We start from the raw sequence: 12480 nt of genomic DNA, 5'->3' as shown, positions 1-12480 counted from the left end.
GTGTTGCTCTTACGGTTTTATTTCAGCACCTTTTACTTGCTGGAGTAGTCTTTGAAAAAATAGGGGCAACCCTCCACCAGCGGGACCTTCTTACTCAGATCTTTGCCTTTCAGGCCGGGGTAGTCAGGGCTGTAACGATAGGAACGGTGCACCATGTTCTTCATCGCGTTGATATGCCTTTCTCTGCCGATTGAGTCGTCCTCTGAAGCGACACATTTACCCTGCCCGGCAAAAAATGGGCTGACAAAATCCCACACCACCTGCTTGTCCGGGGTAACCTCAAAAAGGTGGCCACCGTGGGTAGACGTGATCAGAGTGTTACCATTGGGCAAACGCTGAACAGCACCCTGGCGGTAGGAGTAGAAACTGGCAGAGTGCAGGGTTGTGTATTTCCAAACAATCTCGCCTGTTTTCGGATTCACTTCAACAGCAGCGGAACGGTTGCCCTCCGGACGCTCTGAACCGTTATCAAACAGCAGGCATTGCCGTTTTCAAGTAACGTAGGAGAATGGGTCCCAAAGACTTTCTGGTCTCCGTTATCATACCATGCAGGAGCCTTTCCGGCACCGTACGCCGAAGGATTGCCCCAGCGGTATTCTATTTCGCCGGTTTTGTGGTTGATGAAGTAGAACTCGGCAAAGTTGCGTGAGTTAAGAAGTATCTGATCGGTTTTGGGGAGATACCAGACGTGTTGGACTCCCGTAGGTCCTGTCGTCGCCTCATAGGCGTGTGCAGATAACAGCCATCCGGTCACCAAAAATAGAACGAAATTTATGCTTACATACTTTTCATCTGTCCTCCCTGTCTTTCCAGTTCGTGTTAGCCTGTGTGGTTGCCACTGAATCTGATACAGATCCTCAGTTGCTCATTTCATTCTTCAACGAAACCTCGTGACAGTGATGCTTTTTTTACAAACCACACGAAAGAACGGGAGCGCTGACATGGAGACTCGACTCTGTCACGACAGATCCTCCATGCCTGATCGGAAACCGGCAAGGGCGACGGGGCAGCCGGTATGCCTGTGAAAGCTATCAGTGGCAGTTAAAGCAACGCGGGATGGTCCCGAGTATGAGCCGTAAGGGAGACTGCTTGGACAATGCGCCCACCAAGAGGTTCTTCGGCAGTCTAAAATCCGATCGCCTGGCAAAGGGACATGTCTTTTAACAAACAGCACTCAGGTATTGCAGAACAACGCATGGACACTGGCAGCTCTTTTAAAAGCAGAGGTTGAACCAAAGGTTGCTGCCCGGGGGCCGACCAAGGCGGCCTGCCAACCGGCATCCAGTGCGCCCTGAACATCTTCCTCTGGGCTGTCACCCACGTGAAGGATGTTCTCTGCCGCCACCTGGATACGTATCTGCACAAGGTCGAATATTCGCCTTGATGGTTTTTCCGCACCCAACTCGGAGGAGACAAAGATCGTCTCAAAGTACGGGCCGATAACCAGTCCCTGGAAAATGGTATGGAGCCGTTCGTCATTATTGGACAGTACAAAGAGACGCAACCCGGCTGACCGCAGTTTGCGCAGTGTCTCTTCAACACCGGGCAGGATGGACCAGTGCTCGGGCCTGGCAAATCTCTGCCAAAGCATTGAAAAAACCTTGTCAAAATCATGGTCAGAAATGAAGCCGGAAAGAGCGTTGGCGACAATCCTGCGCCAGCTGTCTTTGTTGAGAAGCGCCTGGGGGTGGTCTTTTTTAAACTGTCTGAACGATTTGATGAAGTTGTTCTCCAGTACATCTGGCCTGATGTCGTAACCGAACCTGCTCAACTCCTCACTGTAGATTGCACCGACAGAAGGATAAGGGACGATCAGTGTCCCCACGGCATCAAAGGTGATCGCCTCGATGTTCCTGCCAATACTGCCTGGATTGCCTTGATCTGGCATTTTCTCCTCTTTGGTGGATGAGCCCCCTTCTACTGATCATGTATGAGACAGCATTGAGTTGTTCAATCTGTTTCAGAACGAATCAATAAAAAATAGTACAAAGATCTATCTGTAACTTGACCGGCAAGATGGGCCTGTCTATTGTCGGCTCATATCCCAAACCAGGTAGCAGGCATAAAGCACCGGCGGCACCATCATGATCAACCGCAATACCCAGGGTTTGATCGGTCGGCCTTCATCGGGCTGCTTCTCTTGCTGCTGCATACGCTCCCTGGCTGTCTTCTTTCGTTCTCTGCGTAACTTCCCCTTATTGGTACCCATGGTCACTCTTTCGATCTGCATTGATTAACTCACACCATAAGTGGATATGTCTCTTGTTCTTCATGCATCATACCAGATCATCCGGCAAACAGGCAGTTTCCTTTACCTGGTAGTTCGCAATTCCAGCAGATATCGACCAACATGTCTTCAGTAAGATGGTGTTTCTGTATGGCACACCGGCATGTTGCAGGCCCAGGATATCCTGATACCGGGTAACCGGGGCCAGGCCGGTTGCAATGGCGGAATCTTTTCCTTTTCACTCACAGGTCTCTCTCCAGCCGACAGACAACAGGCATCTGCAAAGAGTTTTTTACTGATCACGCATTTTCTCATCGTCTTCAATGCAGAAAACATCTATCTTCAGCAATAGCTTTAAAAAACAAGGTAATCGCAACCAGACACCACCAACAGGTCATTCTTCATGACCAATCCAGGCAAAATCGAGGTCTTCACCTCCTTGCCGCTCAAGGATACTGCAATGCCCAGCCAACACCCTCAACTGCACGACCACCTTGTCTCTTCAGCCCTTGCACTCGGTGCTTCTGCCGCAACAGTCCTGCCGGTCGGCGTTTTGCAGGTGGACGGGAAACTTGCCGCCCTGTGCGGCAGCCCCCATCGTTGCCCCAGCTATGGGCTTGCACCCGGATGTCCTCCCCATGCGCCCTCATCAACGGTTTTTCAAAAGCAACTGGCCAGCTATCAATACGTACTGGTCTTTAAAATCGACGCCCTGATTGCTGATCTGCTGAGTCCATCCAGGTTGACAATAGCTCGGACAGTGCATCGGATAACAGCCAAACTTGAACAAACCTGCAAGACCTGTGGGCTGCACCCGGTCAAAGGTTTTGCCGCCGGTTCCTGCAAAGAACTGTTTTGCAGTGAAGATCCGTTCTGCCGAGTGCTCCACGATGCCGAGCCCTGCCCCTACCCTGATCTGGCCCGGCCATCGCTGTCAGCTGTGGGCATAGACTTCAAGGCCTTGGCAAACCAGGCAGGATGGGCATTCAGCAAAATTCAGTCTGCCTCACCACCAGATGAACACACAGCCATGGGGTTAATGGCCGGTCTGGTTTTGTTCACCTAAGAAGAGCAGACAGTATCGAAAAAACACCATAAAAAAAGGCGACTTCTACGAAGCCGCCTTTATCAGACAAATACTGCAGGGTAGTGCCATTGACCACAACCGCGGGAGCTACAGGCTGGTCTTAATCGCCTTTTCTCACCAACAGGACATCACACGCAGGATTTTTCACCACCTTGGCAATGGTATCCCGCATAACCTCCAACCCCCGGCGAAATGGGTTCGACAGGATCAGCAGATCATAGCCGTTTTGAGATTCCTTACGAATCTCGTCAGCCACATCACCGGTTGCGATCAGCAGTTCACCCGGTATGCCGACTGTCTGTTCCTTGAACATGCGGGCAGCAGTCACTGCGGCCTCCGTTTCCAGAGCTTCCATGTATTCCAGAAATCCGATCCGGGCATTGCATCCGGATAACCAGTCATGACCGGTAAACACATCCCAGGTTGCGTCGATCACAAAAAGTCCGTTAAGGGTCGCATCCCATTGCCCGGCCAGGGTCAATGCCCGGGCAAGGGCGGCTGGATTGTCGTCTATGGCAAGAAGCAACTTCATCAGGGTAACGTTCCTTTTTCATGATCCAGGGTAAGAATGGTCTCTTTCCCTTTTTTTATCTTGTCACCTGCTTTTCCGGCTACCTTGAGTACTGTACCGTTTGTCTTGGCTGTAAAGATCTCAACCTCGATTTTCTCCTCCATCAGGTTGTTGACCCATTTTTTCTTGACCAGCTCCAGAGAATAGAGCTTATCGCCTTTTTTTACCGCCGCACCTTCACTCACAAACAACTCCACCAATTTTCCGTCCTGACTTGCTTTGATATTAACTGACGGCACAATAAAGGCCATATACGTCAGAACCACAGCAACAAGAAAACCGGAAAAAATAATGGCAGCCACATCTTCGTGACGGTCACTTTTAAAAACAGTAAGAGAGTTATTCTTTTCCGACATAACAGCGTCTCCTTGATTCAAACGTATTAAAATGCACCTTCTTTCGGGATGAAAGCAAGGATAATGATCAATGCCAGAATATACTTCACCAACCCGGCAACAAAACCTATCCGCAGAGGAACTCCACCGGCGGCTTTAATCTCGCGCACGTCGATATATGCTCCCAGACCGACAAGACCGACACCAAACACCCAGGCCATCACGGTACGCAGTAAAAGAAGGGTCTCCGATCCTTCAGCTCCGAGAACATGGGCAGAAGACAGGGCTGTCATCCCGATAAATCCAAGAACAAAAATAGGGAATTTCGAGGCAAGTAAGGAACCTAAACTGATGTGTTCGGCATCAGCTTCCCCTTTCCAGTACCAGGCCGTAATAAAGAAAACAACAAAGGGGATGCTGACAACGCGGACCACGTTCCAGATCTCACCATAGGCGACTGCTGTACCCGGTGCAAAGACAGGGTTAAAGGCAAGGCAGGTGGCCAGTACCTGCCCGGAATTGAGAATTCCGGTACCAACCCATGCTCCGAACTGATAGTCGGACATGGAAAGCGCTTTACCGATAAAGGGGCTGATAAACATGGTCATGATACCAAAGCCTAAAATCGTAGCGATCGACAGAGCAACATCAACCGGTTTGGCACGGACACCGGGCGCTGTTGCCACGCAGGCGGAAACACCGCACACACCGCAGGCTGCCGCCATGGTTGCTGTGACTGAACGGTCGGCATTGAATTTTTTACCAAGCCACATGATAAAAAAGGCGGTGCCGAAAACAAAACCAACGATCAAAGCTATCGCGATCCCGCCGACCTTGAGCAACTTGTCAAAGGTGTACAGTGAACCGAGCATGATAACACCCGATTTAATGAAAAGCCGGGTCGTACGAAAACCATCCTCAGCCCATGCGGGAATTTTGCCGCCAAAAAGAATGTTACGGTACAGCATACCGGTGATGATGGAGAGTAAAATATAATTTAAACTCAACACCTGAACCAGCCATCCCTTGGAACCAAACACCACGGCACTTTTCATCCATGGTTCAACATACATCCGCAGTACATACAAGGTACCAACCATAACGGCTAATCCTGGAATAATGGCCAGTATTTTGCCGAACAAACTCTTGTTTTTCATTATTCATACTCCTGATATTCAATCAATCATCGCTAGAATTGTTCCCAAAATAAGCATGTGATCTTTTGTAGTTCTCGATCCATCCGCCTCCTTTTAAAAGTGTATTTCAATGTTTAACATTCCTACTTTGTAGGAATACAACAGCCACAGTGAGGGTTCTTTACAATCTTGGCAACCTATCTGCAAGAAATAATTACCGAAACAAGCCAACCGCCAACCAGCAGGCGCTGTCTCATCTTGATTTCACATGGGAAAAAGCCGGGAAACCACACGCACCCTGCCGGTGCAACCAGGGGGAAAAACAACGAAACAGTGAAGGATAAAAAAAGACGTGCTGTTGACAATCACTTGCCGAAAGTTCGTACTACCGACATTTTAGTGATGATCAATGCAGGAGAGGTCAGGTGGATGGATATTTTTTTCGCACGCGTGTCAGGCGACACCCCTGTCACAGGTTGCTGCCGGAAAACACAGTGCCTGCAAGCAGATTCGGGGGTTGTGTCAGCAGAGTATCTCTTTGCAGACTTTTGAGAGACCGGTCCTCCTCAACCTGCATCCTGACCATACTGACAGGATCAAAGAACAGACAGTACCCGGTAAACCGCGTACACAGACTGTGACCACAGGTCTGCTCTGATGCGACAATCTGTAGCATTGCCGGATGCTGGAGCGACAAAAAATGGGCGGATACGGTTTACCGGGCCGGCAGATTGCGCAGATAGTCAAGCCACTGATCAAACCCATCGCCAGTGGTGGCGGAAAGGCTGATTATCTGCCGTTCCGGTTTGAGCAACAAAGTCTGTTGCGTGACCTCATCAGTGGAAAAGTCAAAATACGGTAAAAGATCGATCTTTGTAATGAGCACCAGATCCGCGCTCCTGAACGTGGCCGGATACTTGGCCGGTTTATCGGAACCCTCGGGAGTCGACAGTAAAACAACCCGCTGATGTTCACCAAGATCAAAGGTTGCCGGGCAGACGAGGTTGCCGACATTTTCAATGAAGATGAGATCAAGCTTACCCTTGGCAAAGTGCTCAAGAACATGCAGCCCCCCGTGCACCATGGGGGCATCCAGGTGGCAGGCACCGCCGGTGGTCAGTTGCACGGCCGGCACGCCTTTGGCCCGGATACGTTCGGCATCGCGCTCGGTTTCGATGTCACCTTCAATAACACCGATGCGGACAGTGTCTTTCAGTGCGTCAATGGTGCGCTCCAGCAGGGTTGTTTTTCCGGAACCCGGGCTTGAGATGAGGTTAATGGCCACGGCTCCCATCTGTTCAATATGCCGGCGATTGGATGCCGCCTGCCTTTGATTGGCCTCCAGCAGGCTCTGGTTGACCTCAACGACTTTATGATCATGCTGATGATGTTCGTGCAGTTGGCAGCCACAGGTATCACACATAATGCTACTCCATTTCGAGTTGATGAAGAATCAATTCAGTTCCACCCGTTGGGGAAAGCTGTTTGGAACTGCACCATGAACATGTTTTTGCAGCGAAGTTGTAATACGCCGCCCCCATCCCCTCCTCCTGCAGAGTAAAGGGAAAAACCGTCTGCTTGCCGCAATCAAGGCAGACATACTCCGGATCAGGAGACTCCACGACCAACAGTGTCTCCCGAAGGGGTTCCTGTTCCAACTTGAGGATATTGAAGCCAAACTCAAAGGAATCTCGTACCACCCCGGAAAACGGTCCCAGGATAACCACCACGCGGTTAATCTGACTGGCCCCGTGCTCTCTGGCAAGGGTAAGCATATGCTCAATCAGGCTCTGCGCCAGAGACATCTCATGCATGAATAATCTCCATGGTTTACCAGCATCAGCAGATTCGCGGTAAGGGTTGACCGGTCAACGGTTCAAGCAACCGGGAACCGCCGATTCTCGTTACCAGGCTGACTCTGTCGGGTCGATCATCACGGACCCAGCCGATTAACGCTGCATCCCGGCCCTCGGGCAGGCGCCGGATCAACTGCAACAGCTCTTCTGCATGATCCTGATCGCAGATAATGATGCACTTCCCCTCATTGGCCAGATACAGCGGGTCAAGCCCGATCATTTCACAGGCGGTTCTGACCGCGGGTCGAATCGGTATGCGGTTCTCCTCAATAACGATCTCCACATGCGAGGCCGCAGCGATCTCACAAAGTGTTGTTGCCAGCCCTCCCCTGGTAGGATCACGAAGCACCCGGACCGCACCGGTCTCGCTTTCCAGGATTGCCCCTACCAACCGGTGCAGCGGCTGGGTATCACTGGCTATGTCACCGCCGATATCTATACCGGCCTGACTGCCCATGATGGTGATACCATGGTCGGCCAGGGTGCCGGAAAGAAGCACGGCGTCACCGGGTTGCGCCTTTTTTCCGGAAATATCATGCCGATGAGAGACAAGGCCGACACCGGTGGTGTTGATGAAAAGTCCGTCGGCCTTCCCCCGGGGCACAACCTTTGTATCACCTGTAACCACCGCTGCGCCCACATCTTGCGAAGAACGGGCCACAGAGGCAATAACCCGCTCTAACCGCTCCATGGGAAACCCTTCTTCAATGATCAGTGCCAGGCTGAGCGCCAGAGGTCTGGCACCGCGCATAGCCAGATCATTGATGGTCCCGTGCACAGCCAGAGAACCGATATCACCCCCTGGAAAAAAAAGAGGGTCAACAACATAGCTGTCCGTGGAAAAGGCGATGCGGCCGGCATATTCTCCCAGGACAGCGCAGTCCTCTAGATCGTGCAGCAGGGGGCTGGTCAGATATTTGAGAAAAAGTTCACCAATCAGATGCTGACTGGCAAGGCCGCCGCTACCATGATCGAGACTGACAGTTGCATTGCTTTTCATAAAACCTGTTGGGATTGCGATTATGATGAGACTGTATCCGATGCCTGCATGGGACGTTTTACCTCACTAAAGCGGTAAAATGCCGCACAGGTGCCTTCATTGGATACCATACACGGTCCAATCGGTTGAAGAGGAGTACAACCGCGCCCATACAGCGGGCAATCCGGCGGCAGCACCCTTCCTTTGAGGATCTCGCCGCAACAGCATCCTTTTGGATCTGGTACTGATTGCACGTCAAGTCCAAGGCGCTGAACAGCATCAAAACACTGATACGACGGCCGCAGCTGCAGACCACTGGCTGCAATCATTCCCAGGCCGCGCCACTCGCTGTCCACCGGCTCAAACACCTCATTGATCAGGTGAAGCGCCCGCGCATTGCCCCGGGTACTGACCGCCCGAGTGTAACAGTTTTCAACAGTGGCCTGTTTTTGCTGTATACAGCGGACAAGGGTCAGGATACCTGCCAGAATATCAGCAGGTTCAAAACCGGCAACAGCGCAGGCCAGACCGTACTTTTCCGCCAGAGGCTGGTAGGCGGCACTGCCGATAATAGCGCTGACATGGCCCGGGCATAACAGACCATCCACCTGCAACTGAGGATCAGCCATCAGGGTTTCCAGGGCCTGAGGCATGGTTTTGCCGGCCGAAACAATCACAAAATTCTTCACAGCCATCCGTTTGGCCTGCAGTAAGGTGGCAGCGATGGCGGGCACTGTTGTCTCAAAACCGATGGCAGGAAAGAGCACGGTCTGTTCTTGGTGCTGCTGAGCAAGAGCCAGAGCATCCATAGGTGAGTAAACCACCTCAACACGGGCTCCCTGAGCACGTGCCTGGGCAAGGGACCGGCTGGATCCCGGGACGCGAATCAGGTCACCAAAGGTCGCGACAATCACCTTCTCCATGTCTGCGGCCTGAACAAAGGCATCAATCTGGCCGGCCGGCGTCACACACACCGGACACCCGGGCCCGGAGAGCAACTGCACCTCATCAGGAAGTAATGAACGGATACCATGTCGAAAAATCGACATGGTGTGCGTGCCGCAGACCTCCATCAATCGGACCGGTTGTCTGACACTGCGGTTGATTTCCTCAACCAGAGGAGCGGTCACCTCCTGACTGCGAAAGCCTTCAATCCAGTTCACTGCGGCTCTCCGGGGAGTTCACCCTCTTTTTCCAGAACCTCTGCCATCCGGCGCATCAGACTCAGATTATACTCCGCCTCTTCCCTGGTGAGGGTATGGATGGCAAAACCGGCGTGAATAATCACATATTCACCAATCTCCGGCAACCGATCGGTCATCTCCAGTCTAATCTTCTTGCGCACGCCATCGCTTTCCACCACTGCTGCCGGAGGATCAAAAAACTCGTCACTACCGCCTTGAAGAGCAATAACCTGCATAGGTACGGCTAAACACATACATAACCTCCAATAAACGCCTGGCCCAGGGCAATTCCCCCGTCGTTCATCGGCACCAATGCCCCAGCATGGACCGAAAAACCTCTCGTGTGCATCTGCCTGATCAGCGTTTCCAATAACAACCTATTCTGCATGCAGCCACCGGATAAAACCACCCTGTCGATGCCGGTCTGCTCCCGTAGTTCAACACAGACCGTTTCCAGTGCATCGACCAGCCACTGATGAAACCGACGCGCGATCACTGCAGCGGGCACGGCAGCTGTAAGGTCTGCGCAGATCAACGCAGCCAGGGGTGAACTTTCAATAATCAACACACCAGCTTCTGTTGTCAGAGTCACTGGATACGCAGACGGCACCTCATCACCGGCCGACATGGCCTGCTCTTCAAGAAGCATGGCTGCCTGGCCTTCATAGTCATTATACAGACAGAGCCCCAGCAGGGCAGAAACAGCATCAAACAACCTGCCGCAACTGGATGTCTGCGGACAGTGCAGCCCCTTCAGCATCATCTGGCCGATGAACTGTTTATGAGTCTGCTCAATGGCCAGTAAAGCAGGCGGCTGGAACTCTGCTGACAAAGCCTGTTCTCCCAGGTGCTGATACAAAAGAGAAAGAGCCATGCGCCAGGGTTGTGCCGCGGCCTGATCACCACCTGGCAGCAACAGATGGGACAGTCTGGCCAAACGGGTATAGCCGTTGCGATCAGCCAGATAGACCTCACCGCCGTACACGGTCCCGTCGCCGCTGTAGCCTGCACCGTCAAGGACAATACCCAGCACCGGGCCGGACACATTCTGTTCAGCCATCACCGCCCCGATGTGGGCATGGTGATGCTGAACCTTTTGACAGTGTGCATGACGGGCATGTGCATAGCCCGAGCTTAAGTAGTCCGGATGTTGATCACAGACCGTCTGTTCAGGAACAAACCCGAGCACCTGCTGAAGATGCTCAATACTTTCCTGATAAAAGTCGTAACTTTCCGTACTGGTCAACTCACCGATATGCTGACTCAGATAGGCCTCACTGTTGCGAACAATACAGAAACTGTTTTTCATCTCTGCACCGCAGGCAAGGATGTCTGCAGTGGCAGCAGGTAAGGCAACAGGTATTGGAGAAAAACCACGGGCCCGGCGCAGCAGACGAACCTGACCAGCCATGATCCGTGCCACCGAATCATCCACCCTGGTGACAATGTCACAATTGTGGAGAAGAAACCAGTCCGCCAGATCCTGCAGCCGCTGCAATGCCTCTTCATTTCTGATGCAGATCGGCTCATCACTTCGGTTGCCACTGGTCATGACCAAGGCTTTTGGTGTTGTCGGCTGTGCCAGCAACAGTGCGTGCAGGGGGGTGTACGGCAGCATTATTCCGATCGTGCCTATGCCCGGTGCCACTTCAGCAGCCAGTGCGGTTTTCTTGCGACAGGCAAGAAGAACGATCGGGTGTTCGGAAGAGCACAAAAGCGCTGCCTCTGCCGCATTGATAGAGGCAAAAGAGGCTGCTGTTTCCAGATCCCTGACCATGATGGCCAGCGGTTTAGAGGGCCGGTTCTTCCGCTGTCGCAACAGAGTAACCGCCTGTGCACTGCAGGCATCCGCTGCTAAATGAAAACCGCCCAACCCCTTAATAGCCACCACCTGGCCGTTTGCCAGGGCCAGGGCCGCTGACTTAAGACAGTCGCCTGCCACAGCCCGACCCGTACAGTCGTGCCAGCTCAACTGAGGACCGCATACCGGGCAGGCATTGGGTTGGGCATGAAAGCGGCGGTTCAAAGGATCATGGTACTCGCGGGAACAGTCAGCGCACATGGCAAAACGGTGCATGGAGGTGTTGGGGCGGTCATAGGGAACCTGGCTGACAATGGAAAACCGGGGACCGCAATTGGTGCAGTTAGTGAAGGGGTACTGATATCTTCGATCCGCAGGATCAAGGATCTCACGTAAACAGTCGGCACAGACAGCCATGTCCGGTGCAATCTGCGTGCTTGGCCGCTGCCCGGTGCAACTGGGGAGAATATGAAAGGATTGCTCTATCTGATCGTTCGCCGCTTCTTCAACAGGATGGATATCGATACGGTTGATACGGGCCGCCGGAGGCGCATCAGATTCAAGAGCTGCAACAAAGGCGTGCAATGCTTCCGGCAGACCACTTGCCACAATGGCGACCCCCTCTTCGTTGTTTCTCACGTTACCGGTTACCCCATAACGCTGTGCCAATCGATAAACAAACGGCCGAAACCCTACGCCCTGCACAATCCCGTGAACGAAAACATGCAGCGTTTCAACGTGAACAGACTGAGCAAGAACGGTAGCCATGCCAACGATCCCTGAAAAGAGAAAGAAAAAATCTGCAGCTCAACAAAGCAGTGACAACCGGCGGCCAGTTTAGCAGGGAGGATCGGTTTTCACCATTCTTTTTTCCACTGCCGATCATCACCCACAGGTAACCTGCCGACACTGTATCTCGTCTGTTTGTCATGGCTCAGCTTCAGCCTGCCGCTGCAGCTCCCGGTACCGTTTCGTGTAAATGATCTTCTGTTTTTCCAGATCATCTATCTCCTCACGACTGAGATGAATCAGACCACATACCGGGCAGGACAGATCCACCTCATCGTGGACAGCCCGCTGCTTCAGTTCGTCGGCTGTCATGTGTCCAACAAACCCGCAGGCACAACTGGGTGCCTCGACCCGTACCTGATAGGGAGTGCGCTCCTTTTGATCACTCATCCTGTTTTCCTGCCCGTTTAAAGATTATTGTCCATCAGCGCTGGAGTGTACACACTGTTTTTCCCCGGTGATCAACCAGGCGCACCTGCAGAGAAAGCCCGCCATCCAGGCGGTGCGTTGCGCAG

At 52.5% G+C, this 12480-nt stretch carries 15 protein-coding genes; 2 read left to right on the top strand and 13 right to left on the bottom strand.

The annotated features are described in order from the left end of the window. Window positions 1–32: 32 nt before the first annotated feature. The 3 genes from HP555_RS09685 to HP555_RS09675 all read right to left on the bottom strand — a co-directional run bounded on the left by HP555_RS09685 (window position 33) and on the right by HP555_RS09675 (window position 2230). A complete protein-coding gene (locus HP555_RS09685) occupies window positions 33–476 on the bottom strand; it encodes an arylsulfotransferase family protein (protein ID WP_269846871.1) in 444 nt (147 codons plus the stop codon). A gap of 698 nt (window positions 477–1174) precedes the next feature. Further along, the gene (locus HP555_RS09680; RefSeq protein ID WP_199261952.1) at window positions 1175–1888 is read right to left on the bottom strand and encodes an HAD-IA family hydrolase; all 714 of its coding nucleotides are present in this window, start codon (window positions 1886–1888) and stop codon (window positions 1175–1177) included. 138 nt (window positions 1889–2026) lie between these two features. Continuing rightward, the gene (locus tag HP555_RS09675) at window positions 2027–2230 is read right to left on the bottom strand and encodes a hypothetical protein (RefSeq protein ID WP_199261950.1); all 204 of its coding nucleotides are present in this window, start codon (window positions 2228–2230) and stop codon (window positions 2027–2029) included. 400 nt (window positions 2231–2630) lie between these two features. Between HP555_RS09675 and HP555_RS09670 the strand changes: the two genes are divergently transcribed. Further along, window positions 2631–3293: a DUF2284 domain-containing protein gene (locus HP555_RS09670; protein WP_199261948.1), complete on the top strand. Its 663-nt coding sequence runs from the start codon at window positions 2631–2633 to the stop codon at window positions 3291–3293. A gap of 121 nt (window positions 3294–3414) precedes the next feature. On the opposite strand, the gene HP555_RS09665 is transcribed toward HP555_RS09670, so the two are convergent. The 3 genes from HP555_RS09665 to HP555_RS09655 are packed head-to-tail and all read right to left on the bottom strand — an operon-like array spanning window position 3415 to window position 5377. Continuing rightward, window positions 3415–3846 carry a universal stress protein gene (locus HP555_RS09665; RefSeq protein WP_199261946.1) on the bottom strand — a complete coding sequence of 144 codons (432 nt, stop codon included), beginning with the start codon at window positions 3844–3846 and terminating at the stop codon, window positions 3415–3417. Further along, window positions 3846–4241 (bottom strand): biotin/lipoyl-binding protein, encoded by a 396-nt coding sequence (locus HP555_RS09660; protein WP_199261944.1) that lies wholly within the window; start codon window positions 4239–4241, stop codon window positions 3846–3848. Before HP555_RS09660 ends, HP555_RS09665 begins: the two co-directional genes overlap by 1 nt. A gap of 26 nt (window positions 4242–4267) precedes the next feature. Beyond that, the gene (locus HP555_RS09655; RefSeq protein WP_199261942.1) at window positions 4268–5377 is read right to left on the bottom strand and encodes a YeiH family protein; all 1110 of its coding nucleotides are present in this window, start codon (window positions 5375–5377) and stop codon (window positions 4268–4270) included. Between the two features lie 168 nt (window positions 5378–5545). On the opposite strand from HP555_RS09655, the gene HP555_RS09650 reads away from it, so the two are divergent. Next, on the top strand, window positions 5546–5908 hold the full coding sequence (locus HP555_RS09650; RefSeq protein WP_199261940.1) for a hypothetical protein: 363 nt from the start codon (window positions 5546–5548) through the stop codon (window positions 5906–5908). 163 nt (window positions 5909–6071) lie between these two features. Here HP555_RS09650 and hypB read toward each other — a convergent pair whose 3' ends face one another. From hypB to HP555_RS09615, 7 genes are all read right to left on the bottom strand, one after another. Next, a complete protein-coding gene (gene hypB / locus HP555_RS09645) occupies window positions 6072–6779 on the bottom strand; it encodes a hydrogenase nickel incorporation protein HypB (RefSeq protein WP_199261938.1) in 708 nt (235 codons plus the stop codon). A gap of 4 nt (window positions 6780–6783) precedes the next feature. After that, entirely contained in the window at window positions 6784–7170 is a 387-nt protein-coding gene (locus HP555_RS09640) for a hydrogenase maturation nickel metallochaperone HypA/HybF (protein WP_199261936.1), read from the bottom strand. Between the two features lie 25 nt (window positions 7171–7195). Continuing rightward, a complete protein-coding gene (gene hypE, locus HP555_RS09635) occupies window positions 7196–8212 on the bottom strand; it encodes a hydrogenase expression/formation protein HypE (RefSeq protein WP_199261934.1) in 1017 nt (338 codons plus the stop codon). 20 nt (window positions 8213–8232) lie between these two features. Then, complete coding sequence (gene hypD / locus HP555_RS09630) at window positions 8233–9354, bottom strand: hydrogenase formation protein HypD (protein WP_199261932.1); 1122 nt, start codon at window positions 9352–9354, stop codon at window positions 8233–8235. Further along, window positions 9351–9629: a HypC/HybG/HupF family hydrogenase formation chaperone gene (locus HP555_RS09625; RefSeq protein ID WP_199261930.1), complete on the bottom strand. Its 279-nt coding sequence runs from the start codon at window positions 9627–9629 to the stop codon at window positions 9351–9353. The genes hypD and HP555_RS09625 overlap by 4 nt, the downstream gene beginning before the upstream one ends. Next, complete coding sequence (gene hypF, locus HP555_RS09620; protein ID WP_199261928.1) at window positions 9620–11944, bottom strand: carbamoyltransferase HypF; 2325 nt, start codon at window positions 11942–11944, stop codon at window positions 9620–9622. Before hypF ends, HP555_RS09625 begins: the two co-directional genes overlap by 10 nt. Window positions 11945–12103: 159 nt before the next feature. Next, a complete protein-coding gene (locus HP555_RS09615) occupies window positions 12104–12355 on the bottom strand; it encodes a hypothetical protein (protein WP_199261926.1) in 252 nt (83 codons plus the stop codon). Window positions 12356–12480 lie beyond the last annotated feature (125 nt).

It is taken from the genome of Desulfobulbus oligotrophicus (assembly GCF_016446285.1).
In the GTDB taxonomy this organism is placed as follows: Bacteria; Desulfobacterota; Desulfobulbia; order Desulfobulbales; family Desulfobulbaceae; genus Desulfobulbus; species Desulfobulbus oligotrophicus.
The sequence above is the reverse complement of the archived record's forward strand: the minus strand, read 5'-3'. Positions and strand labels throughout refer to the sequence as shown.